20 protein-coding genes and 1 pseudogene are annotated in these 22550 nt (G+C 64.2%); 9 read left to right on the top strand and 12 right to left on the bottom strand.

Features of this window, described 5'->3' with window-relative positions:
* Position 1 precedes the first annotated feature (1 nt).
* From GR168_RS21970 to GR168_RS21980, 3 genes are all read right to left on the bottom strand, one after another.
* Positions 2–763 carry an SDR family oxidoreductase gene (locus GR168_RS21970; RefSeq protein WP_159371679.1) on the bottom strand — a complete coding sequence of 254 codons (762 nt, stop codon included), beginning with the start codon at positions 761–763 and terminating at the stop codon, positions 2–4.
* 62 nt (positions 764–825) lie between these two features.
* A complete protein-coding gene (locus tag GR168_RS21975; RefSeq protein ID WP_058252854.1) occupies positions 826–1533 on the bottom strand; it encodes a histidine phosphatase family protein in 708 nt (235 codons plus the stop codon).
* Between the two features lie 104 nt (positions 1534–1637).
* Positions 1638–2345 carry a TetR/AcrR family transcriptional regulator gene (locus GR168_RS21980; protein ID WP_238994969.1) on the bottom strand — a complete coding sequence of 236 codons (708 nt, stop codon included), beginning with the start codon at positions 2343–2345 and terminating at the stop codon, positions 1638–1640.
* A gap of 90 nt (positions 2346–2435) precedes the next feature.
* On the opposite strand from GR168_RS21980, the gene GR168_RS21985 reads away from it, so the two are divergent.
* The 5 genes from GR168_RS21985 (at position 2436) to GR168_RS22005 (ending at position 6330) form a co-directional block, all read left to right on the top strand.
* On the top strand, positions 2436–3305 hold the full coding sequence (locus GR168_RS21985; protein ID WP_058252856.1) for a TetR/AcrR family transcriptional regulator: 870 nt from the start codon (positions 2436–2438) through the stop codon (positions 3303–3305).
* Positions 3306–3372: 67 nt separating this feature from the next.
* Positions 3373–4119 (top strand): ThuA domain-containing protein, encoded by a 747-nt coding sequence (locus GR168_RS21990; protein WP_058252857.1) that lies wholly within the window; start codon positions 3373–3375, stop codon positions 4117–4119.
* Positions 4098–4535 (top strand): hypothetical protein, encoded by a 438-nt coding sequence (locus GR168_RS21995; protein WP_238994970.1) that lies wholly within the window; start codon positions 4098–4100, stop codon positions 4533–4535. The genes GR168_RS21990 and GR168_RS21995 overlap by 22 nt, the downstream gene beginning before the upstream one ends.
* Positions 4532–5926, top strand: a complete 1395-nt coding sequence (locus tag GR168_RS22000; RefSeq protein WP_058252859.1) for an aromatic ring-hydroxylating dioxygenase subunit alpha — start codon at positions 4532–4534, stop codon at positions 5924–5926. The genes GR168_RS21995 and GR168_RS22000 overlap by 4 nt, the downstream gene beginning before the upstream one ends.
* A gap of 215 nt (positions 5927–6141) precedes the next feature.
* Positions 6142–6330 (top strand): hypothetical protein, encoded by a 189-nt coding sequence (locus tag GR168_RS22005; RefSeq protein ID WP_223259029.1) that lies wholly within the window; start codon positions 6142–6144, stop codon positions 6328–6330.
* 65 nt (positions 6331–6395) lie between these two features.
* Here the strand turns inward: GR168_RS22005 and GR168_RS22010 are convergent, their stop codons facing one another.
* The gene (locus GR168_RS22010) at positions 6396–7619 is read right to left on the bottom strand and encodes a dipeptidyl aminopeptidase (RefSeq protein WP_058252861.1); all 1224 of its coding nucleotides are present in this window, start codon (positions 7617–7619) and stop codon (positions 6396–6398) included.
* A gap of 42 nt (positions 7620–7661) precedes the next feature.
* Complete coding sequence (locus GR168_RS22015; RefSeq protein ID WP_223259028.1) at positions 7662–9092, bottom strand: MFS transporter; 1431 nt, start codon at positions 9090–9092, stop codon at positions 7662–7664.
* On the opposite strand from GR168_RS22015, the gene GR168_RS22020 reads away from it, so the two are divergent.
* Positions 9061–9960, top strand: a complete 900-nt coding sequence (locus tag GR168_RS22020; RefSeq protein ID WP_223259027.1) for a TetR/AcrR family transcriptional regulator — start codon at positions 9061–9063, stop codon at positions 9958–9960. The two genes, GR168_RS22015 and GR168_RS22020, sit on opposite strands and share 32 nt — an antisense overlap.
* Before the next feature lie 182 nt (positions 9961–10142).
* Here the strand turns inward: GR168_RS22020 and GR168_RS22025 are convergent.
* Positions 10143–10730 (bottom strand): annotated as a pseudogene (locus GR168_RS22025) (LysR family substrate-binding domain-containing protein); the annotation flags it as partial.
* 8 nt (positions 10731–10738) lie between these two features.
* Between GR168_RS22025 and GR168_RS22030 the strand changes: the two are divergent.
* The gene (locus GR168_RS22030) at positions 10739–10960 is read left to right on the top strand and encodes a hypothetical protein (protein ID WP_058252865.1); all 222 of its coding nucleotides are present in this window, start codon (positions 10739–10741) and stop codon (positions 10958–10960) included.
* A gap of 11 nt (positions 10961–10971) precedes the next feature.
* On the opposite strand, the gene GR168_RS22035 is transcribed toward GR168_RS22030, so the two are convergent.
* Positions 10972–12252 (bottom strand): MFS transporter, encoded by a 1281-nt coding sequence (locus GR168_RS22035; RefSeq protein WP_058252875.1) that lies wholly within the window; start codon positions 12250–12252, stop codon positions 10972–10974.
* Positions 12253–12356: 104 nt separating this feature from the next.
* The gene (locus GR168_RS22040; protein WP_223259026.1) at positions 12357–13529 is read right to left on the bottom strand and encodes a helicase-associated domain-containing protein; all 1173 of its coding nucleotides are present in this window, start codon (positions 13527–13529) and stop codon (positions 12357–12359) included.
* Positions 13530–13865: 336 nt separating this feature from the next.
* On the opposite strand from GR168_RS22040, the gene GR168_RS22045 reads away from it, so the two are divergent.
* Both GR168_RS22045 and GR168_RS22050 read left to right on the top strand, forming a co-directional pair.
* A complete protein-coding gene (locus GR168_RS22045; RefSeq protein WP_058252876.1) occupies positions 13866–14858 on the top strand; it encodes a hypothetical protein in 993 nt (330 codons plus the stop codon).
* The gene (locus GR168_RS22050; protein WP_058252877.1) at positions 14851–16311 is read left to right on the top strand and encodes a hypothetical protein; all 1461 of its coding nucleotides are present in this window, start codon (positions 14851–14853) and stop codon (positions 16309–16311) included. Before GR168_RS22045 ends, GR168_RS22050 begins: the two co-directional genes overlap by 8 nt.
* Before the next feature lie 387 nt (positions 16312–16698).
* Here GR168_RS22050 and GR168_RS22055 read toward each other — a convergent pair whose 3' ends face one another.
* From GR168_RS22055 to GR168_RS22070, 4 genes are all read right to left on the bottom strand, one after another.
* Positions 16699–17355, bottom strand: a complete 657-nt coding sequence (locus tag GR168_RS22055) for a hypothetical protein (protein ID WP_159371680.1) — start codon at positions 17353–17355, stop codon at positions 16699–16701.
* Complete coding sequence (locus tag GR168_RS22060; protein WP_159371681.1) at positions 17355–18002, bottom strand: transcriptional regulator; 648 nt, start codon at positions 18000–18002, stop codon at positions 17355–17357. Before GR168_RS22060 ends, GR168_RS22055 begins: the two co-directional genes overlap by 1 nt.
* A complete protein-coding gene (locus GR168_RS22065) occupies positions 17992–18786 on the bottom strand; it encodes a TIGR04255 family protein (protein ID WP_159371682.1) in 795 nt (264 codons plus the stop codon). Before GR168_RS22065 ends, GR168_RS22060 begins: the two co-directional genes overlap by 11 nt.
* Before the next feature lie 377 nt (positions 18787–19163).
* The gene (locus GR168_RS22070) at positions 19164–22517 is read right to left on the bottom strand and encodes a DUF499 domain-containing protein (RefSeq protein ID WP_159371683.1); all 3354 of its coding nucleotides are present in this window, start codon (positions 22515–22517) and stop codon (positions 19164–19166) included.
* Between the last annotated feature and the right edge of the window lie 33 nt (positions 22518–22550).

Genomic DNA, 22550 nt, shown 5'->3' on the forward strand with positions numbered 1-22550 from the left:
CTCAGAAGTCGAATCGGTTGGTGAAGCCGCCGTCGACGACCAGGTTGGTGCCCGTGATGTGACCGGCTGCAGGCGACGCCAGGAAGGTCACCGCGTTTGCGACATCCTGCGCGGCGGCCAGCTTGCCCAGCGCGGCCGACGCCAGCGCCGCGTCATAGAGTTGCGGGCGCTGCTCCTTGATGGTGTCCCACGGGCCACCCTCGAAGTAGACCGGGCCGGGCGACACCGCGTTCACGCGAATGCCTTTCGGCCCCAGCGCCCGCGCCTGTGCCGACGAATGCTGCAGCACGGCGGCTTTGAGTGCGCCATAGCTGTTGGCGGTGGTGATCGGGCCGGCCTCGATGGCCGATGTCGTACTGATCGTCACGACCGACGCGGCCGAGCTCTTCTCCAGGTGCGGTGTGGCCGCCTCGATGAAGCCGACCAGGCTCATCAGATCGACGTTGAAGCTGTTCTCCCAGGCCTCGCGCCCCTTGCCGGTCATCGCCGATGCGTTCACGATGACGATGTCGACCCCGCCGAGCGACTCGGCCGCGCCGTCGACGAAGGACGTCACAGCCGCGGAGTCGCCGACGTCGACGGACTTCCAGAACACCGTGCCGGACTCGGACAGCTCGTCGGCAACGGTCTTGAGTTGGGCTTCGCCGCGGGCGCAGATGCCCACCGATGCTCCCTCGGCGAGGAGGGTCTTGGCGACGGCGAGGCCGATGCCCTTGCTCGCGCCGCTGATGAGGGCGCGCTTTCCGGTGAGGTCGAGATCCATGTCGGGTCCTTCTTCTTTCGGTCGTTCTGGCGGTTCGGGCTGGTTGTTCTGGCGGGGTCGGACTAGAGGTTCATCGCGCCGACGGAGGTCTGGAAGTCGAGCACGTGTGTGAAGTCGTTGACGGACTGCACCGCACGGCGGGTGTCCGCACCGCGCAACACGTTGACCGACGTGTGGTGAACGCGGACCGGCATGTCGAAACCGCTTCCGAGCGCGTCGGCGAGCACGGCATTGATCACCCCGCTGTGGCAGGTGACCACCACGCGCTCGCCGAGGTGCGCGTCGACGATCCGGCCGATCTCGCCGAGCACTCGCGCACGGAAGGCCACCGGGTCCTCGGCGTACGGGAACGGTTCGTAGCTGCGGGTCCTGATGTGTTCGCGGAAGATCCGGGATATCTCGTCGTGCGGAAGGGTCTCGAACGGCGATTCGTCGGCCGGGAAGGACTGCCACGGCTCGTACTCGGTCAGGGTGTCGCGGACGATCGGTTCCAGACCGTGATGGGCGGCGATGGCCCGGCCGGTGTCGAGGGCCCGGCGCAGCGGCGAACTGTAGACGACATCAACGGTGTGGGTGGCGAGCCGGTCGGCCACGGCGCGCACCTGTCGCTGCCCGAGGCCGGACAGAGGCGGATCGACGGTCTCAGCTGCGCTGAGCTCCTTGCTCAGCGCCTGCTCGCCGTGGCGGATGAGCACGAGTTCGCACAGTCCGGCCAGCGGCGCGAACGGGTTGTCGAGATCGATCGAGCGCGCACGAGTCTGGTTGGGCACGGCTCCAGTGAACCACAAACTAGGTTCTCTATAAAGATACTATCGCGAACCGCCTGCTCAGGTGAACGATCAGACGTCGAAGCTATAGGTTCGAGGGTGTCACATCACACGCTGGCGATGTCGGCGGCGAGCTCACGCACTTCGTCGGAGAAGCGCCGGCGCCCCAGGTTCGCGAGGACGACGTCCTCGGTGAGCCACGACGACGCGGACACCTCGAGGAGGCTGGACAGTGCCGTTGCCGCAGCGGCCTGCTTGGCCTTGGACGTGATGCGGTCCCGCGCCCGCAACTCGGCGGAGAAGATCGCGAGCATCTCCAGACGCACCTCCCGGCGCAGCGCCTCGATCGACAGACTCCATCCGGGCGACCGCACGAAGTAGACCAGCGACGCCGCCCGGTGGGCGTCGGTCCACTCGAGAACCGAGATGATCACGTCGCCGAGCGAGGCGTCGGGATCGGCGTCGATCTCCGTGCGCAGTTGGGTGAGCATCTGATCGGCGAAGATCCGCAGTCCGCCGAGGAGTACCTCCTCCTTGGAGGGATAGTGGTAATACACTGCCGCCGAGGTCATCTGCGCCTCAGCGGCGATGTCGGCGACGGTGACGTCCTCGATCGACCGCATCGAGTACAGGTGCATCGCCGCCTCGACGACGACGTCGCGTCGAGACGGCCGGTGCGCGGCCCGCTTCGCGCCGCTGCCGCCACTCGGAGCGCTCGCCGACGCGCGCCCGGCGTTGCGTCGGCCGGAAGTGCTTCGTCCTGAGGGATTCTTGCCCGCCATGCGATAGATCATGACAGCATCGGGGGCTGCCACGGGCTGTGCCATCCTGATGGCACGCCGTGAACGGAACCGGGAGGTCTGCGCCACGGCGGATCGGAACGGGGAGCACGGCGAGGAGGACGTATGGCGAGATCGAGGCGAGACAACGCCCGGCCGGCCGACGGCATGTCGGAGTCGGACGCCGACTGGCTCGGCTGGGATTCGACCCCGGCTGCCGACGACATCGCACTGGCGGCCGCGGACCCGGGGGCGGGCAGCGGCCCACAGGAGGACGTCGATCCTGACGCCGCACCCGACATCTCGCCGATGGAACACGAGGCCGGCGCCGAGGGCGCACCGCCGGACTCACCGGTCCAGAACGGATCGGGCGCAGGCAACGGCACGACCGCGCACCGTCCGTCGCGGCGGCATCTCATCGTGAAGGCCGCGGTTCGCGTGTTCTCGCGAAAGGGGTTCGCGGAGGCCTCCATCCAGGAGATCGCCACCGAGGCGGGAATGGTCCCGACCGCGGTCTACTATCACTTCGCCAGCAAAGAGGAGCTCTTCGAGAGCGCACTCGGCTATGCGATGGACGCGAGTTCGGCCGCGGCGCAGTCGGCTCGACCGGACGATGTGTCCGCGAGCGCGGACTCGTTCAAGGACGTCGTCGCCGCGGTCTGGGACTGGACCGCCGAGCACCCCAATTCCGCCCGCATGCTGTTCCTGCAGATGGCCGGCGGCGCGACCCCCGGGACCCGGCTGCTGACGAAGGAGTACGAGGAACGGCACATCCGACGTGCGTTCGACTACTTCCCGGCCGGTGAGGACCCGCCCAACCGGCGTGCGGCCACCGCACAGCACGCGGCGCGCACCCTCCGGGTCCGGACGATGATCGCGATGACCATCGCCATCCAACCCCTGCGTATCGAGGGTGGGCCGCTGTCGGACATCCCGGTACCCAGTCTGCGCACCGCGACGACCGACGTCTGCACCAAGATGATCGAAGGCCGCTGACCCGAGCCGAGCCCGTCGAGTAACTTTAATTCCGAAACAGTTACTCCGATGCAGGTTGGACTCGAACATGCGCATCCTCGCGATCACCGGCGGCCACTCCTTCGACCGAGCCGCCTTCGCCGATCTCCTCGACGCCCTTCCCGGTGAGGTCACCTGGCGCGAACATCCCGACGCCGCGATCGGGCCCGACGACCTCGCCGACCACGACGTGTCCCTTCACTACGACATGCCGGGCACCCTGCCCGAACCGTACGACCCGCCGGAGTCGTTGCGGGACTGTCTGCGCGCGGCCCGCGAGACGGGGCACGGATACGTCGTCCTGCATCATGCGATCGCGAGCTGGGCCAACTGGGACGAGTGGTCGGAGTTCGTCGGCGGCCGCTACCTGTACCAGCCCGGAACCGTGCGCGGGGCACCGCGCCCCGACTCCGGCTATCGGCATGCGGTGGAGCAGCGGATCACCATCGAGGACAGCACCCACCCGGTGACCGCGGACCTGCCGGCACATCTCGACCTCGTCGACGAGACCTATCTCTGCGAGGTGTTCGAGGACTCCGTGACGCCGTTGCTGCGGACGAACGCACCGATGACCGACGACGTGCACTTCTCCACCGCACTGGCCATGTCCGGGCGGCGGGATGAACGAGAGGGGTGGCAGCACGCCGAGGGATCGTCGCTGGTCGGCTGGTGTCGCACCAACGGTGCATCCCGCCTCGTCTACCTCCAGCCCGGCGACACCGCGGCCACTCTCGCCCACCCGGACTATCGGTCCCTGATCGCCAACTCGCTCCGGTGGGCAGCCCGTTCCATCTGAACTTTTTTTACAGCGAATACAGTTCGATGTGTTGCCGCTCACTCTCGGTGCTACAGTTAGTGAATACGCTGCCAAGTAAGAGGCGCGCCAGCCCCACCGAGGAGAACCCGATGCGTCAGATCCAGCATCCGATGAGTCGAGCCATCTACGAATTCGATGAGGACTTCAACGTCCTCGTGACCACCAAGGACGGCAAGACCGGCACCTTCGACCCCGAAGGCCGGTATCTGCACGGCGAAGTGAAATCCGTTGACCCGGAGATGGCCCGCTGGGTCGGTCTCGGTCCGCGCGAGCCCGTTCCCATCACCCAGAACCGTCGCTTCATGGGCGCTGCCAAGCTCCTGGAGAAGATGCAGGCGGACCGACTCGCCGACGAAGCCCGCAGCAATCGCCTGGCCGAAGGAGGCAAATTGTGACCGAGATCGACACACGCACCCCCGGATCGTCGGCATCCGACGACGAGCAGGCCGACTACGTCGCCAGCTACCAGCGACTGCTCGACACCGACACCCACCCGGTCCCGCAGGTCCTGCGGGAGGAGACCCACGACCTCTACGAGGATCAGAACTTCATCCCGGTCTCGCGGTACATCAGCCGCAAGTATCACGAGCTCGAGCGAGATCGTATGTGGTACAAGGTCTGGCAGATGGCGTGTCGTAAAGAGGAGATCCCCGAGCCCGGCGACACGCACATCTATGAGATCTGCGACAAGTCGATCCTCGTCGTGCGCGGCAAGGACATGTCCATCCGCGCGTTCTACAACTCGTGCCTGCACCGCGGCCGGATGCTCCGCGAGGAGAGCGGTCCCGCGGGCAACGACCTGCGTTGTCCGTTCCACGGCTTCTGCTGGAACCTGGACGGATCGCTGAAATCCATGACGTGCGAATGGGATTTCCCCCACGTCGACAAGGATGCAATGAACCTTCCGCAGGTCAAGGTCGACACCTGGGGCGGCTTCGTCTTCATCAACATGGACCCGCAGTCGGAGTCGCTTGCCAGCTTCCTCGGCGACCTGGGCAAGCACTTCGAGGCCTGGCCGCTGGAGGATCGCTACATCCAGGCGCACGTCGCGAAGGTCATCGACGCGAACTGGAAGATCGCCCAGGAGGCGTTCTCGGAGGCCTTCCACGTCATCACCACCCACCCGCAACGTGTTGTGGGAACGGGGGATTCGAACAGCCAGTACGACTCGTGGGGCAACTTCAACCGCGGGATCACCGCCAACGGCGTGCCCAGCCCGCACATCAAGTTCACCCCGAGCGAGCAGGAGATGTTCGACTCGATGGTGGATGCGCGCATCGACGAGGACCCGATGGTCACCCTGCCCGACGGTGTCACCGCGCGCGAGATGTCCGGCCTGCTCGCCCGCGAGGGGCTCCGCGAGGTCATCGGTGATGTGAAGGCGGACAACATGTCCGACGCCGAGTCACTCGACAGCATCTACTACACGGTGTTCCCGAACTTCCATCCGTGGGGTGCTTACCAGCGCATCGTCTACCGGTTCCGGCCGAACGGCGACGACCACAACACGTCGATCATGGACGTCTACCTGCTGGCGCCGTTCACCGGGCCGCGTCCGCCGGCCGCGAAGGTGCAGTGGCTGACGCCCGAACAGACCTGGATCGACGCCACGGTCCTCGGCAGCTCGGCCCGCGTGTTCGACCAGGACGCGTACAACATGCCGAAGGTGCACCGCGGCCTGAAGACCACCACTCAGAAGTACCTGCCGATGGCGGCGTACCAGGAACTCAAGATCCGCCACATGCACCACCTGCTCGCGAAGTGGGTGGGCGAGGAAGTCGACTGATCCCCCCGTCGTCGATGATCTCGACTCGGCGCTGCGACTTCGGATGAAGCCGCAGCGCCGAATTCGTTCGTCGACTGTGCGTCGGTTTGCGTCGACTGTGCACCTCCGCTGGTTGAGCTTGTCGAAATCACCCCGCGCCGACCATTGTGCGATCACGACCTTGCGCAGCCGACGGCACGGTTTGCGAATTCATCGGCATGATGGGTGGTGTGTTGATGCTGACGCTGGTGATCGTCGTCGGGGCCGCCGCTGCCCTGTGCGCGATGACGGCGGCCTTCGTCTACCTACGGCCCGGTGACGATCACGTGCGTGCAGAACGCCTAGCGCGCCGCTGGCTGATCGCGACCGGGGTCCTCGGTGTTACGGCGCTCGGCCTCCGATTCGGATGGCTGCTGCTGAGCTGACACGGGCTTTCGCCCCCCAGGCAGGGTGCGGGATTCGTAGCGGTTTCCGGTACGAATCCCGCACTCTAGGAGTTCGCCGCCGAGGCGAGGGTCTCGTCGAGCCAGTCAAAAATGCGACTGTCGGTGAGCGCCCGTGCCATTGGCTGGCAGTGCCAGCTCGCACCTTCGGCAGCGGTGAACTCGACCAGTTCGGTTGCCGCGCCCGACATCTCGGCGAGCTGTGCCGACTGACCGGGCCAGAACTGTTCGTCTTCCGGTGAGGTGATCAACATCGGCGTCCGGATCTGCTCCGCGACTTCGGGTGTCAGCGTATACTCGGCAACGGCTCTCATCGTCTCCGCGTAACCGGCCTCGCCGTACGGGCGCGCCCGCCAATCCCACAGCTTCTTGGTCGACTTGCTCAGCTTCATGCCGATGGCCATCATCTGATCGAAGTCGTGATCCTTGCCCTCCTCGAGTTTCTTCGCCAGCGACGTACCAACATTTTCCAGCCACGACGTATCGACCTTCACCACGCCGGGATCGGCGATCGCGGCGGCATGACGATGTTCGAAGGCGATCGCGCGCGGAACCCAGTAACCGGCCTGGCTGATGCCGTAGACGGCGAGGCGCCGGGCGTCGACACCACCGAGTCCGACGACGACTTCGGTGACCGGCGTCAGCACGGCCTCCCAGTCGGGCCGGAAGTACGTCCCGTGCTCGAAGAGCATCGACTGTTGCCCTGGTCCGTCGAACATCACGACACGGTAGCCGCGCTCGAGCGCACCGTGTGCCGCTGCCGACCACTGCGCCGAGACCGACCCATCGCTGCCGTTCACCATGACCAGGGTGGGCCGGGGTGCATCGCCGGCGTCGGTCGGGGAAAGGTACCAGCCGGGTAACACGGTGTCCTCGTACGGGATCGACAGTCGTTGCGCGACGAACGGACCGTGGTCGACGAATTTCTCCCATGCGGCCCGATGTTCGGCGAACACCGGCATACGCTCGTCGTCGGCGATGCCGTCGAGTGCGTCGAACGCCTGCGAGAGGTACGTGGCCGCACGGAGATAGGTGAAGGCGGCGCTGTGGGAATGATCCGCCGCGGCGCTCGCGTCCGCTTCGGCGACGAGCCTCCGGCCGAGTCCGTGCCAGGCGTCGAACCAGTCACGGTCGTGGCCGTCCCCGACGGCGTCGATGGTCGCGAAGATCTCGCCGGCGTCGGCCGCACCCGAGTTGCAAGAGCCCAGGAGGAGCCGAACTTGGGACTGTCGCTGATTCGGTGTAAGTGGTTTTGATCGCCCGGTGCCCATTCCGCGGGTCTGGGCACCGGGCGTGTTGCGAGATCGGCTCGATCAGTGGGCAATCGCCGGAGCGGCATCCGGATCCGTGCGCGGGATGGCCCGTGGATACAGAACGGCTGCGAGTGCCGCGCCGACGAAGAAGAAGCCGGCAGCCCACCAGAATGCGGTGTGGAAGCTGGCGAGTTCCGCGCCCTGCTTCATCGCGTGCACGGCGGCCTCCGGAATCGGACCAGATGTCGCCACGGATCCGGGGGTGTTGTCGTTGATGTAGTTCGTCGCGGCCGTCGCCGCAAAACTCGACAGGAGCGAGATACCGATCGAGCCACCGATCTGCTGGGCGGTGTTGACCATGGCCGATGCGACACCGGCATCCTCGGCCTGCACTCCGATGGTGGAGAAGCTCATCGCGGTGGCAAAGACGACACCCAGACCAACTCCTGTGATGATCAGGCCGGGAAGGACGCCGGAGACGTAGTCACTGTCCGCCTGGATCCTGGTGAGGACCATCATGCCGACACCGGCCAGGCCCATGCCCGTTGCGACCAGAATCTTTGGACTGATCCGGGTGATGAGAGCGGCACCGACCACGGCGCCCGTGACAGCGAGGGCGCCAACCATGGGGAGGAATGCGACTCCGGTGATGACGGGGCTGTAACCGAGCGTGGACTGCAGGTAGTACGTCAAGAACAGGAACACCGCGAACATGCCGATCGCACAGATCAACATCACCAGGTACGAGGTGCCGCGAACACGATCGAGGACCACCCGCATCGGCAGCAACGGGTGCTCGACACGCGTCTCGACGACGACGAACGCGGCGAGCAGGGCGATACCGACCACGATGAAGGTGACCGTCCAGGTGTCGGACCAGCCGTTGACCTCGGAATTCGAAAGGCCGTACACGAGCGAGAAGAGGCCCGCGGTGACGAGAATCGTGCCCGGCCAGTCAAGCCCGGAGCCGCCGCTCCCGGTGCGGTGAGACGGGACAAGCCACAGCGCTCCAACCAACGCGACAACCGCGAACGCAACGTTGACGTAGAGGCACCAGTTCCAGGACACGTACTCGGTGAGTACTCCACCGAGCAGCAAGCCGATGGCGCCACCGGCTCCGGAGATCGCGCCGTAGATCCCGAAGGCGCGGCCTCGGTCGGCACTTCCGGCGAAGGTCACGGTCAGCAGGGACAGTGCCGCCGGCGCCAACAGCGCACCGAACACGCCCTGGAGAGCACGTGCAGCGACGAGTACCTCGAACGAGGGGCTCCAGCCGCCCAGCGCTGAGGCGGCAGCAAAACCGGCGAGGCCGATCACGAACGACTGTTTGCGTCCGAAGAGATCGTTGATTCGCCCGCCGAGCAACAGGAGGCCACCGAAGGTCAGGGAGTACGCGGTGATGATCCACTGTCTCGACTCGTCGCCGAACCCGAGGTCGTACTGGGCGGCCGGGAGCGCGATGTTCACGATCGTGGCGTCGAGCACAACCATCAATTGCGCCGTTGCCAGCACGACAAGGATCGCCCATCGGCGACGTGTGTCGGGTGGTGAACTCGCCGCCAAGTCCACTGTCTTCGTTGTCATCACGGGTTCCTCTCATCCAGGAAGCGGAATCATTAATTCCGTTTATTCATCGACTACCCTAGACCGCGAAACGGAACATGTCATTCCGTTACGAGAGGATGTGACGACCATGACAGCTGGCGAGGCGGAGCGGGACCACGCTCCACTGCGACGCGACGCCGCCCGCAATGTCGAGAAGATCTCCACCGCAGCAGCAGCGGCATTCGCGGAGCGCGGACTGGAAGTGACGATGGCCGATGTCGCCGACCGGGCCGGGGTCGGCGTGGGAACGGTCTATCGACGCTTCGGGGACAAACACGGTCTGATCACCGCGTTGTTCGAGGACAAGGTCCACGAGGTGGCTGAAATCGCGGAAGCGGCGAAGGATCGATCCGGCCCGACCGAGGCCCTCGTCGAACTCCTGGTCCGTTGTAACGAGTTGCTGGCCGCCAACAAGGGCCTGCGACAGTTGCTTCTCTCCACCGCCGGCGACTTCGAACCCCGCGCCGATGCACTGGCCCGACTCATCGCCGTCGTCGACGGGTTGGTCGCTGACGCCAAGCGCGCAGGGTGGCTTCGAGACAGCTTCGCGCCCAGTGACTTTCCGATCCTGCTCGTCGCTGTACAGGCGGTTCGCGGTCTCGGGGGTGACACCCACCCCGAACTCTGGCGCAGAACTCTCCAAGTTCTGGTCGACGGCATCCGCAGCGACTCCAGGAAGCCCATCGACATGATTACCCCACCTGCACTCTCCGAGGAACAGACTCAGAGCCTCATGCGAGATCACAAACGGTGAGAACCAGCAGTGACCCTACCCGGACCCGGCAGTGATCCTCAGCTCGAAGCAGAGGCCGACCAGCAGGTCCGGATACAGGATGGCGGCGGCGACAGTTGCGGCGGTCCGACCGTCAGTGGCGACTCGTTGCGTTGACGTCCACGCACAACTGGCGCCAAGGTTACTCCCCTGCCGGACGCCACTCAGGCAATGGCACGCAGAACGCGAAGTGCGTGATCGACCGGCGGGGTGCGGTTCGCGGCATCACATGCGACGACGAGATCGATCTCGCCGACGTCGGACAGCGGGCGGTAGACGACGCCGGCGATGCCGAGTGCCGCAGTGGGTTCAGGGACCACCGCTACGCCGACGCCCGCAGCGACGAGGGTCACCAGGGTGGAGGTCCCCTCTACCTCGTGCCTGGCCTGCGGGACGAACCCGGCCCGTGCGCACACCGCGGCGACCACGCCGTTCATGACGGACTTCCCACCGCCGGTGTGCGTGATGAAATCGCTGTCTCGCAGGCGGCCCGCGTCGATCGGCGAGGTGAGATCGGCGGCAAGTCGGTGGTCCGCCAGCAACGCCACGAACAGTCGGTCCCTCCGCACCGTCTCAACGTGCAGCCCCGGGGAGTTCTCCGGCGGGCGCAGGAGTCCGATGTCGATCTCCCCCGACGTCAGCGCGTCGACCTGCGCCGGCGCAAGCATTTCGCCGCGCACGCTGACCTCGACGTCGGGCAGTTCCTCCCGCATTGCTCGTACCAGCTGCGGGAGGAACGAGTAGGTGGCGGATCGACGCGGTGGCTGATCGGATCCGCACGATCGACCGGTTCTGCCAGGAGAGCGGACGGGACCGTTCTGATCTCGACATCGCTGTCGCGCTGCGGAATCCGGCTCCCACGGACCGCGCCGGTCTCGACGCTCTCGGCGTCGACGAACTGGTGCTGGTGGAGTCACCGCCCGCGAATTCCGATGCGGTGCCGGGATGGTTGGACGAGCTGGCGGACCGCTGGGCGGTCTGAGGCGGACGGAACTAGCGCGACCACCGTTCCGGCTCCTCGCCTAACAGACGCGCACGCCCCTTGCGGCGATAGCGGTAGATCTGGACCGCGCCCAGCCCCCAGAGCATGAACTGCGCCGACATCGCCCAGGTGAACGCCTCCGGCGGATATCCCTGGACCCCGTCCGGGGTTCGCCAGTCGAGGATGAGACCGATGAGCCCTGCGAGGATCAAGCTGGCAATGAACCCCGCCTGGTTGATGATCCCGGTGGCCGTGCCCGCCCGCGATGCCGGATTGGAGGTGCGGCCGACATCGAAACCGATCATCGACGCCGGACCGCCCATTCCACAGACCACCACCAAGAGCACGAGGAGCGCGAACGGCGCGCCGCCGGGCCACGCCAGTACCACCGTCCAGGTGGCCGCGATTCCGGCGAGCACCGCCAACACCAGCGTCGACCTGTGCCACGGCCACCGGGTGATCAGCCACGCGAAGATCGGGCCGAACGCCATGATGGCGAACACCATGATCGTCAGGAGCAGACCCGCCGCACCGGCGCTCATCCCCTCGCCCTCGACGAAGAAGGGGTAGCCCCACAACAGGCCCAGGACGGTGGCGCTGAAGTGGGTCGAGAAGTGCATCCAGAAACCCAGTCGGGTGCCGGGGTGATCCCACGACGCGCGAAGGTTTCGCCGGATTCCGGCCAACCCCAGCATCGGTCCCGACACCGACCGGACCGCCGCGGAATCGCGCACGACGACCAGTGCGACCACGAGCAGAACGGCGCCGATCCCAGCGGTGGCCAGGTACGCGCGACTCCATCCGAAGGTGGACAGTGCCCAGGTCATCGGTATGGCGGCCGTGACCGCGCCGAGTTGGCCGAGCACGCCGGTGAGCTGCGTGATCAGCGGGATCCGCCGCGCCGGGAACCAGCTCGTCACCAGTCGCAGGACACACACGAAGGTCATGGCGTCGCCGACCCCGACGAAGAACCGCGACGACAGCGCCCACGTGTAGTTGTCCGCGAACGCGAAGCTGATCTGGGCAAGCGTGAGGATCAGCGTTCCGCTGAGAAGTACCCGACGCGGACCGAACCGGTCGACGACGAGCCCGACCGGCACCTGCATCAGCGCGTACACCAGCAGCTGGAGCACGACGAAGGTCGACAGTTGCGAAGCGCTGATCTCGAAACGCTCGGCAGCCAGCAGGCCGGCAACGGCCAATGAGGAGCGCTGCAGCACCGCAACGAAGTAGACCGCGACCCCGACGACCCAGATGGTCATCGCCTGTCGCGAACCGACCGGCGAGGTCACCTGTGGACCTCGCCGTCGGGCCGAACCCGGGAAACTCTTTCGATCACCTAACTATTGTCGGGCACGGCGCGAACAGATCGCGGGCGCCCTCGGAACTGCCGCCATCACTCCGCGGGTAGGCCGAACCCGAGCTTGAGCAGAGCGGTCCGGAACTTCGACTCATGCTCGGGTTGGACACCCAAGAATCGGTCTCCGAGCAGATGGCACAGCGGGCGGAGCCTGCGGTCATGGGCGATGAGCATCGCGGTGGCCGGATCGACGCACTCGATCACGCGAAGAGGTCCGCGGTCGATGAGTTGCGCTCCCCGCCGGCGGACATCTTCTATCAGAGTGGTGAGCGTCGAAGGCAGTTCGTGTTCAGCGCGACGGTGTAGGTAGTCGGTGAACTCGGTGAGGTCGCGCCCTGCCCCGAGGGCTGCGGTCAGGGTGGTCGGCGACACGTTCCAGGTGTGGTCGGCGGTTTGGGTGGCGAAGGCGGCGAGGGTGAGTCTCTCGGTGTGGGTGATGCCGCGGGCAACCACGATGTCGAGGTTCGGCAACACCGTCAACGGTGAGATCTCGTCGAGATCCTCAGTCGGCGTGAAGGTGTCGGTGAGGCCCAACGCATAGGCGCCGAGCGGTGTCAGCCGGATTCGTCGCAGACCGTCGTATCGGCTGAGGGAGTCGAGGTCGTCGCTTCCCCAATTGCGGTGGTAGTCCGTGCGGGCGCCGACGGGATCTCGGTAGTCGAGATCGAACAGGCCCAGTGTGCCGGCGTACTCGAAAGTCACCGCCATCGTGTACCGGCCTTCGAGCAGTGACCAACCGTGGTGCCCGTCGTATCCGAAGCTCCCGTACTCGGGATCGAGAATGTGGAGCCGCCACAGTGCCCGTTCACTTCTGGCTATGGTCGGGCTGAGTCGCTTGCGCCGCATGGTCGCGAAGAGGTCGTCGATCTCGATCCACTCGCCCGGAGGGCAGGTGGCCAGTCCATCAGCGACGGTCGTACGGCGCCGCTTCGCCGCACTGAGCACATTGGTGCCGCGCTGCCCCTTGACCGCCTCGATTCGGCTGAACTCATCGATCGCCCCGTGCGTGAGCCATCTGCGCCACACGCCGAGGATGACCTCCTCCGGAGAATTACGCAGCGCTGCACGACCTTTCGGTGTCAACGTGAGGCGAGTGCCGTCTAGTTTGGCCAGCCCGGCGGACTGGACAAGTAATGGCCAGGCGAAAGCGGCGATCGCCTCGTCGCCATAGAAGTCTCCGTTGACAAGGTGGCCGGCGACTGTCCTCACCGTTGCCGCCGATGGGCGCGCTGTCTTCGCGCTGCATTTGAGTTGCCCCGACGCGCACAACTCCAAGACCGCGCGCACATTGGCAAGCGCTTCCTGTTCGGTCAATCGAACTTCAGTGCCGACATCAGTGCCCACGTCCGCCACTTTTCACACCTCTCCGGGTCAGGTCGAAGGACTCTCATCATTCTGCCGGTGTGGCCTGTCACCGATAGCCGAGGGCGTCCCACCGGTCGGGGATCGGCCGGTGTCGACCTGCGTTCGAGTAGGACCACCTTGTCAGTGGCGGCCGATACTCTTCTGTGGTGAGGGTGAACGTGTGCGGAGGGGGAAGTACCGATGGTTGAACCGCCGAGGATCGACGAAGGTAGGCAAGGGTTTGGGAGGGCTGTCGACGACTTCGGCAATTTTGCGCGGGGTCGCTCCAAGCGAATCGTCGCGCAGACCGGCGACTTCAGGGACGCCGCGGCGAATTCCTTCGAGAACCTGACCGCGAAGAAGCTCGACCCGTACGAGGAAGCCATCGCCGCGTACAACGGCGCGTTCACCGCGATGAACGATACGGGTGTTTCTCTCCTGCGCCAGCGAGAACGCTCGACGGACCTGATCGAGTTTGTAGAGCTACTCGTGAACAGCATCGTCAACACACCGAAATCGTTCGCGACCGACTTCGACGAGATCGACTTCCACAAAGCGGAGTTCTTGGCGGCGGAAGAGTTCGCTCGCAAGGACCTCGAGGCCGCGCGAAGGTCAGCGGCCGGCGCCGGCACCGGCTTCATGACTGGTGCTGCCGTAGCCAGCATGGCTCCGACAGCTGCGATGTGGGTGGCGACCACCTTTGGCACGGCCTCGACCGGCACTGCGATCTCCACACTTTCGGGGGCCGCCGCGAGCAACGCAGCTCTTGCATGGCTCGGCGGCGGAACTGTTGCGGCCGGCGGCGGCGGAACCGCTGCGGGCAGTGCACTCCTCGCACTTGCCGGGCCCATCGGCTGGACGGTGGCAGGAGCCACGCTCCTTGCGTCAATCGCGCTTTTCGCCAAGAACAGATTCGAGAACCGCGAGGCAAAGCAGGAGGCCTTGACTGCGGTCAAACACAACACCGCGCTCGTCGAAGGCATGGACGCCCAAGTTTGCGACATCCTCCAGCGCACCACTTCCCTCCGCGAGTTGCTCGCGACGAGTTATGGCGAAGCACTGCGATGCTACGGCGCTGACTTCCGCGGGCTGCCTGTGCTGTACCAGTCCCAGCTTGTCGCGTTGGTGAACAACACCAAGGCGTGCGCGGCACTGTTGAGCAAACGCGTCGAGCAAGGCCCGGACGGTGAGTGACGCAACAAGGCTCAGCAAGAGCAACCAGGAACAAGCCGTCGCCGCCTGGGTGAACCACCTGAACCAGCTCCGGCTGGACAACCTGCTGAATTCTCTGAGCCAGCAGAACACGAACTTGAAGGACGCTCTGACCACCGTCGACGAAGCGATCCGGAAGATCGATCTCGAAGTGATCGCCGCCAACCGCGGTGGTGTCAAGGGCATTCATGGCTTCATCGCCGAAGTTGCCGAGGTGGGCGTCGGCAATGCTCGGAGCCAGATCCGCGGTGGGGACGCTGTCTACCAGTGGGTCAACGACAACGGCCCGGTGGACCTGGTTCGCAGTGGCGTCGAGATCCAGCAGAAGTTCGTCGCTGCCGGTGGCCGCTTGGGCCTCGGTGCGATCGCCGACCACCTTCAGAAGTATCCCGACTTCGTCGAGAACGGCGGCAAGTATCAGATTCCTCGCGACCACTTCGAGCTGATCAAGAAACTGCACGCCATGCCGCGCGAGGAAGCAGGCAAGCTCCTCACGCTCGGCGCCGACGGGCCGTCGTTCAAGGACTGGAAGCGAGTCCACGCCTTCTTCGAGGAAGGCTCTGTCGGAATCGAGTCCATCGAGCCCTCGCACCTGGACTACTCCGAGGTTCAGAGGGGCGCCTACGGCTCGACGATGGAGGCGGAGAAGGACTCGCTGCGCGCCACCGACAAGTCCCGGCGGGCCGATGCCTACCAGGAGAGTCGGCCGACGCTGCGCGAGGGTACGAAGGTCCCGCTCACCGCCGCCGCAATCGAAGGCGGTACAGCTTTGGTGTTGGCCGTGGTCGAGAAGCGCCGTACCGGTAAGCAGCTCAGACACTTCACTGGCGAGGACTGGGCGGAAATCTCTGCCGAGACAGGCTTCGGCGTTGTCAAAGGTGGTGTCCGAGGGCTCAGTGTCTACGGACTCACGAACTTCACCGCGACATCGGCGGCCGTCGCCAGCTCAATCGTCACGGCTTCGTTCGGTGTCGCGGAGCAAGCGAACAAGTTTCGACGTGGCGAGATCGACGAGCTGGAGTTCATCGAGAACGCGGAACTCGTTTGTCTCGAAACCGCAGTCAGTGCGCTGTCTTCCTTTGTCGGACAGGCTCTTATCCCAGTGCCGGTCCTCGGCGCCGTGATCGGCAACACCGTAGGCATGATCATGTACAAAGCCGTCTCGTCGTCGCTCTCCCAGCGGGAGGCGTCGCTGATCGCGCAGTACGCCGAAGAGCAACGGATGCTCGACAAGCACCTGGCCGCCGACTATCAGGAACTCATCGACCAGCTCGATGCAAGCATGTCCGACTTCCTCGAGGTGCTCGAGCGGGCCTTCTCCCCCGACGTGGAGGTCGCCCTACTCGGCTCCGTCACCCTTGCGCTCGAGCTCGGGGTGTCGTCCGAAGAGGTGCTGAATACCAACGAGAAAGTCATCGCCTATTTTCTCGACTAGTTCCAGTCCTGTCACCCGCGTTCCTGCGGTCCGAGGACGACCTCCTGGGCGATGGCCTTTCTCTTCGAATTGATCGAAGAGAACATCTAGATCCCCGGAGGGGACGAAGACCGCGAGTTGCGGTGGCTTGAGTTGGGCCGGGCGTTCTGCGCGAGGTTTCCACTCGCGGCTCACCAGGAGCGATTGTCGAGATGCGGTGGAAATTAACAGGACTCCGCGGCCTACATTAGCCGACTCCGGGCGTGCTGCGTCGATCCGCTAATCTTCATGCGGCGGGATCGGCGATCCGTGGACATGATTGCGACCCATAATGGGTTGGGGCCAGCTCCGAGCAACCGATCGGCGCAGGCGTCACAACCGCAGCCGCGCGCATCGAAGCGAAAGCGCCTAAATCGTTTTCAAGTGTGCGCGCGCTTCCCGTCGAACCGCATTGGCCTCCTGCCGATCTGCCAACCTCCTCTGACGAGACTTCTGCCCAGTTTCCGATGTACCCCGCACCCACGCGTCAAACTCCTTCAAGGCTTCATCGCGGCCGAGGACGCCTTCGCGTTCCATCAACCAGTCGAGAGTAAGCTCCGCCTCATTGAATGGGCCGTACGTCTGTTCGTTATAGGTGATCGTGGGCACCACCACGCGACTGCAGTGATACACCCATCGCTGCAATAGCAGATTCACGCCGCGCTCGGAAAGAACAGCCATTCGCGGAACGTCGGTAAGGGCATCGGATTTCACAACTTGGACGCCTAGAAAATCCGCGATGGAATGGCCATCCTGAAGTCCGGGTAGAGGCATTTCGCTGACCGTATGATTCTCCCAACTGCTACGTGGCTTTGTGCTGGTCGACCTGACTTCGACCGCTAGGAGATGTTCGTGCAGTACGGCTCCTCTGCGCAGGGCACATGGATGCTGAACGAGCATCAACAACCCGTCGCCATACTGGTAGATGTCGCCTGTGAACGCTGGCCGTAACTCCTCGACATCGGACCCGCGAGCCATATACAGCGCATCATCTGTTTCCGGCGTCTCCAGGTTGTAGTGAACCATCAGCGATAGGTATCCTTCGGCCGAATTCCGACGACCCCCTCGCTGTCGACAAAAGTCTCGAACGCGTCATCAACGAGTGTCACTCGCCATTCAGGGGCAAATTCGTTGAGGACGACTTCCGCGTTGCCCGGCCCTGTATGAGTTCCGGCGTACTCCAGCACCAGGTCGTACCGGCCCTCGGCTAACAAGTCAATCGGCGTCAGGGCCACCCCACTGCGCAGGGGGATCTCCAGCCATGATGCGGGCTCCGCGACAAATTGCGTTTCCAGCATATCGAGCAGCGCCAAGAGCCGGGCTATCCTCAAGCGGTTCGGACCGGTGATTCCTTCGCCTTTGCGCCACTTGTTCACAGCCGGAACACTGACGCCGAGGATTCGCGCAACATCCCTCCACGCAAATCCCTTATCAGACAATGTACTTAGTGCATCGCGCGGTGCGTCCTTCGCACGTTCCGCTGTTCGCTCATCAAGATCGAGAATCAACGCATCTCGGCGATTATCCTGCACAGAGTCGTGCAGTTCAGAGGTTCTCCGATACAGGACGTCGACTTCGTCGACCAACACACGCGTGGACGACGTAGCAGGGATATCGGCGAGGCGGTACCGATCGCCACCGGTAGCCAACGACGAAAGCTGTTTAGTCTTCATTGTTCAGCACCTCCTTGCGTAATCTATCGGTGATCAGCGATTCAAATAGCTGCTTAATCGGAGCGTGAATCTTATCGCATATGTTGATAATCTGGCTGACGTCAAACTCTGGGATCCGCCCTGACGCATCTGACCATGCCCCGTCTGTATCCATGAGAAAAAACTCTCCGCCCAGAGGAGGTTCGGTCAGTCGCTTGAGACTGTCAGTTGATTGAATGACCGATCCCTTCCCAACTCCATACCTCAAGGTAAAGGTGTGACCCGGGGAATCGGTTCCGTACTGAACGACACTCTGCTGTTGCTCCAGAAACAAGCCCAGAGCAGCTACTTGCTCACGCGGTCCTAGCAACTCAGGCGAGACCCACTCCGACCAGTCAACTGGCACTTGGCCCGGGACGCGGACTTCATCGATGTAACGCAGTCCGATCCGTTCAATGCCATCGAGTGGTGCGACCTCATGCCTCGCGCGGAGAGCGTCTTCCGCAAGTCGCCGGAACCATGCCCATCCACGGTAGTCCGTGGCTTCCACCACGACTGCGTCTGTGCGGAACGTGACTGCAGCATGGAGGTCTCGCGCCACCAGCTTCCGCAGCGTGGTAGCTCGCCGCTCTCCTGTCTCGATGTTGAGTTCGAAATTTGTCTCGGTACGTTCGATTGGGACGTGCTCTGCCAACTCCTTCTTGAGCAACGCAACCGCAGGGCTTGAAAGTTCCGATGCGGGGTGCCGAATCTCTAGAAGGACGACCGCGATGGGCGCATTTGAGTAAAGAGGGGTATCGTCCATATCTCGAAACTACCCTACCTCGAAACCAAAAGTGATACCAAGTCGGTAACCGGGGACTCCCGGTGGTGGCGCCGCGCCGTCAAACCTGTCAACCCGAACCCATAACCGTTCCTTACAGTGGTTCTGCAGGAAGCGTCGCTGCACTCATCGCTGGTCACGGGCGCCTTACACACCGTGTCGGCTCCATCCGCCACTCCCGAGCTTGCTGGTCAATCCCATCGCACCGCAGATGTCGATCGCTGCACAGATTGTGAGCTGACCTCGCGGTGGCGCGAAGATCCGCCCGAAGCCGGTCGAGAACCTCAAGACGAGGCATCCATCAGCCAGCCATGGCGGACCCGTCAGTCCAATACGACACCACGACCGGACCCGATGGCTCACGCCTCCTCGAAACCCGACTGGTCGAACTTCAGGGTCCTGGCATTTTCGGAGACGGTCCGCACGCGGTTCTCGTTGAAGCCGTCGGAGTCGGTCGCTTCTATCTCGATCCGCACAGTCACGTCGGTGTTCGCCCCCGAACGCAGGTGTGCGAGTACCTCGTCAGCAACATTCTTGAACTCCAGCGCGATCTTGTCGGAGTTGAGTGTCTTCACCCCGAAAAAGCGTGTAGGCCATTCAATGTCCGGCCTTGGTCCGGGGCCGGGCGGCGGGGTCGATCCCGGTCCGAGTCCCGGGCCCGGCGGTACCGGGCCAGGCCCGGGTGTCGGCTCGGGGCCGGGTTCGGCCGACCGCTGCTGCTCTGCGATATCGGGCCGTACGAGCAGCAAGGTGTCAGTGGCAACGGGCGCAGCGCCCTTGTCCTCGGGCGTCCACAGACCGATATAGCGGCCGGCAGTCTGGTCGTAGTCGGTGGCGAGTGCGAAGGCGTCAGTCGACCAGATCATGGGCAGGTCGAAGATGCCTTCGTCGAGTACCTTCCGGTCTCGGAGCCGCGGCATGTAGGGGTACTGCGCGTAGAGGCTCCACAGGGCGCCCAGCGAGACGTGACCGTCCTTCCAGATCTGCGGCACCTTGTTGATCGCCAACCGGATGGTCGCCGCTGCCTGTCGGGTTGAGAGATCGCCGTCGTTGCCCAGTCGACGCGAAACGCGCTCGGCCAGTGACTCCGACTGGCCCTCGACCTTGGTCTCGCGAATCAGAAACGGCGAGCTGGGTTCCGGCTGCGTGGGCACCAGCGCCCAGGTGAATGTTTGTAGCAGCCGCGCGGTCACGGTCTGGTCGGCCTGGTCGCGGCGTTGCGAGGCTTGGTTCTTCTGGTTCTGCGTCAGATCGAGGTCGGCCTCATTATCAAGGACGTGGGTCCAGCCGAGGTAATCCCTTGTCGCGGAGTCGAGCTCTTCGAGACGTGCCTCATCAGCGGCGAGGTACACCACAGTGTTGCGATTGGTCCGATTTGCGCTGCCTCGCTGCTCGGTAGCCTTCTGCGCGAACGCCTTTGCGTCGGATTCCGTCTTGCCCTTGTGGGCCACCTTTGGGTGAAGGATGACCAGCCGCGCCTCGTCAGTGTCGGGGATGTCGGCGTTGCTTTCGGGGCACACATGGACACCAGCGAACTCTCCGCGAGTGCGGCCCTGACTCTGGAGGCGGCGGACAATCTCGGCCCAGACGTCCTCCTTGTGCAGGCGCTCTGCCTGATCCTTGGCTGTACGGGTGATGTTGGGTTGGAGGTCGTACCAGTACTTGCCCGACCCGGAGTAGAAGTATGTGGCTCGGTCACCGAGTTGGGTCAGCGCGGCGTGGAAGTTGCCCGGAACATCCCCAGGTACCGCAGTACCGAGGAAGACGCGCTGGGTCCCGATCCCCTTGTGGGTCGAACCGGGCGCAATGGTCGGTGCGGCGCCAAAGAACACTGTGCGCGCAAGGCGCTTAGTCAGTGCCCGCTGCCCGAACAGCGGCTTCTCCTTGTCAATGCGTCCTGGCTCGGAGTTCGGTCCGTCGACATCAGCGTCGATGATCGTCTTCCAGGAGTCCTGAAGGTATTGCGTCAGTTCGGCATTCACGTTCGCGGTGGCGAGCGGGATCGAGCCGGGCATGATCAGTGGCGATGCATCCTCGCCCGTCCAGAGCGCGTGGATGACCGTGCTCATCAGGCGCAGCACACCACGGGTTCGCTGGAAGCGTTCGAGGGATGACCACTCCTCGTAGAGGGTGTCGAACATCTCTGGGTGGATCGGGTAGGTCCGCTTGATGCGGTCTTCGTATGCCGTGTCACGTGCTTCGCGCGGGAAGTCGTCGGTGTACTTGCGATACATCTCAACGTAGGTTCTCGCAGTCGCGCCGATCGAAGCTAGCGCGGCGGCGTCGGCGTCCTTGAACAGTCGCTGCTTGACGATGTGGTACGCCTCGTCCGACGACGCCGGCCGCCATTGATCTGCCACGCGACGTACGACGTTCTGGAGTCTTTTCAACGCCTCCAAACCGTGGGCGCCGCCAACTTCCTCGGCGTTTCCGGCGACGATCTTGTCTCCGCTGTCGCCGATTTCGGAGGCCGGAATCGAGATCGCCAGCAGGACACCGTAAGTGCCCTTGGCCGCTTCGGTCAGCGACTGGGCAAAGGTGAACTGGTCATCGAATGTGCCACCGGCAAGGTCGTCACGGCCGACGAGTGATCGGGCGTAGGCGACCCACTCGTCGATCAGAATGACAGCAGGGGCGTAAGTGCTGAGCAACTCGTGGAGCTTTTCGCCGGGGTGTGTGCGGTCAGCGTCAGACCGCGCGACGAGAGCGAACGCTTCAGCGCCACCGAGCTGCCACGCAAGCTCACCCCAGATCGTGTTGACCTGAGTTCCGTCGTCCTTGCCCACACCCGACGGGCTGAAATGGTTACCGACGATCGCGACGCGATTGACCTTGTCGCCCTGGTAGCCGCTGGCGAGCAGGAGCTCCTGGGTTGCCTGCGGGAACTCGCCCACCGGTAGCCCGGCGGCAATGTGCCACAGCGACAGCATCGAGTGTGTCTTGCCGCCACCGAAATTGGTCTGAAGGTTGATGACCGGAGAAACGTTGTCGTCTCCGGAAAGACGCCGCACCGCTCGACCGATCAGGTCGCTCAGGCCCTCAGTTAAGTACGTGCGCCGGAAGAACTCGACAGGATCGGCATAGTCCGAGTCGACCTCCCCTCCAGTCGCAACCTTGTACAGATCAGCTGCGAACTCCGACGCGTGGAAGTTGCCTGTCGCAACGTCATCGTGGGGCTGAAGTACTTCTCGCCACGGCTTCAGCCCTCCGATGGCCTCAGGGTTGTCGACCGCTGCCTTCAACGCTCGCTTGTCGTCACGGTCAGCAGTCACGCGCCGCAGGTTGAGACGAATGCTCTTGATGCTGTCGGCTTCACCGGGCTTGGCAAGCAGACGCATCAACCGCTCCGCGGTGTCGAGAACGCGGTAGGCATCGTCATCGGTGAAGGAACCGTTGTGGGCCCAGGTGTTTCGGGCATTCTTGAGCTCCGTCGCAAACGCTTCACCAACGCGCCCCAGCGTGTCGGAGAACGGATACCAACGAGGCTTGACGTTGGTCGTGATCGCCGACTCCGTGAGCATCCGCAGCTGCACCTGCGGATCGAGGGGGTCGTAGACCTTGCCCGTGTGCCCGTCCTTCGCCGCAACGAGCTGCACCCAGTTCGCACCCGCGGAGGGATCAACGGCACCGATCACCGACGAAACGTAGTCATCCAGCGCCGGGGCGATGATCTCGAACACCTTGCCTACGCGGTCGCGGTTACTTAGTGCCACAGTTCAACCCTCTCGATGATGACTGACAAGAAA

The organism is Gordonia sp. JH63 (genome assembly GCF_009856645.1).
GTDB classification, from domain to species: domain Bacteria; phylum Actinomycetota; class Actinomycetes; order Mycobacteriales; family Mycobacteriaceae; genus Gordonia; species Gordonia hongkongensis.

What these genes read in the sequence shown, in the direction of transcription:
- GR168_RS21970 (WP_159371679.1), bottom strand. Translation starts at nt 763, where the DNA reads ATGGATCTCGACCTCACCGGAAAGCGCGCCCTCATCAGCGGCGCGAGC.
- GR168_RS21985 (WP_058252856.1), top strand. Translation starts at nt 2,436, where the DNA reads ATGGCGAGATCGAGGCGAGACAACGCCCGGCCGGCCGACGGCATGTCG.
- GR168_RS21990 (WP_058252857.1), top strand. Translation starts at nt 3,373, where the DNA reads ATGCGCATCCTCGCGATCACCGGCGGCCACTCCTTCGACCGAGCCGCC.
- GR168_RS22005 (WP_223259029.1), top strand. Translation starts at nt 6,142, where the DNA reads ATGCTGACGCTGGTGATCGTCGTCGGGGCCGCCGCTGCCCTGTGCGCG.
- GR168_RS22010 (WP_058252861.1), bottom strand. Translation starts at nt 7,619, where the DNA reads ATGGGCACCGGGCGATCAAAACCACTTACACCGAATCAGCGACAGTCC.
- GR168_RS22020 (WP_223259027.1), top strand. Translation starts at nt 9,061, where the DNA reads ATGTTCACGATCGTGGCGTCGAGCACAACCATCAATTGCGCCGTTGCC.
- GR168_RS22015 (WP_223259028.1), bottom strand. Translation starts at nt 9,092, where the DNA reads ATGGTTGTGCTCGACGCCACGATCGTGAACATCGCGCTCCCGGCCGCC.
- GR168_RS22045 (WP_058252876.1), top strand. Translation starts at nt 13,866, where the DNA reads ATGGTTGAACCGCCGAGGATCGACGAAGGTAGGCAAGGGTTTGGGAGG.
- GR168_RS22055 (WP_159371680.1), bottom strand. Translation starts at nt 17,355, where the DNA reads ATGGTTCACTACAACCTGGAGACGCCGGAAACAGATGATGCGCTGTAT.
- GR168_RS22060 (WP_159371681.1), bottom strand. Translation starts at nt 18,002, where the DNA reads ATGAAGACTAAACAGCTTTCGTCGTTGGCTACCGGTGGCGATCGGTAC.
- GR168_RS22065 (WP_159371682.1), bottom strand. Translation starts at nt 18,786, where the DNA reads ATGGACGATACCCCTCTTTACTCAAATGCGCCCATCGCGGTCGTCCTT.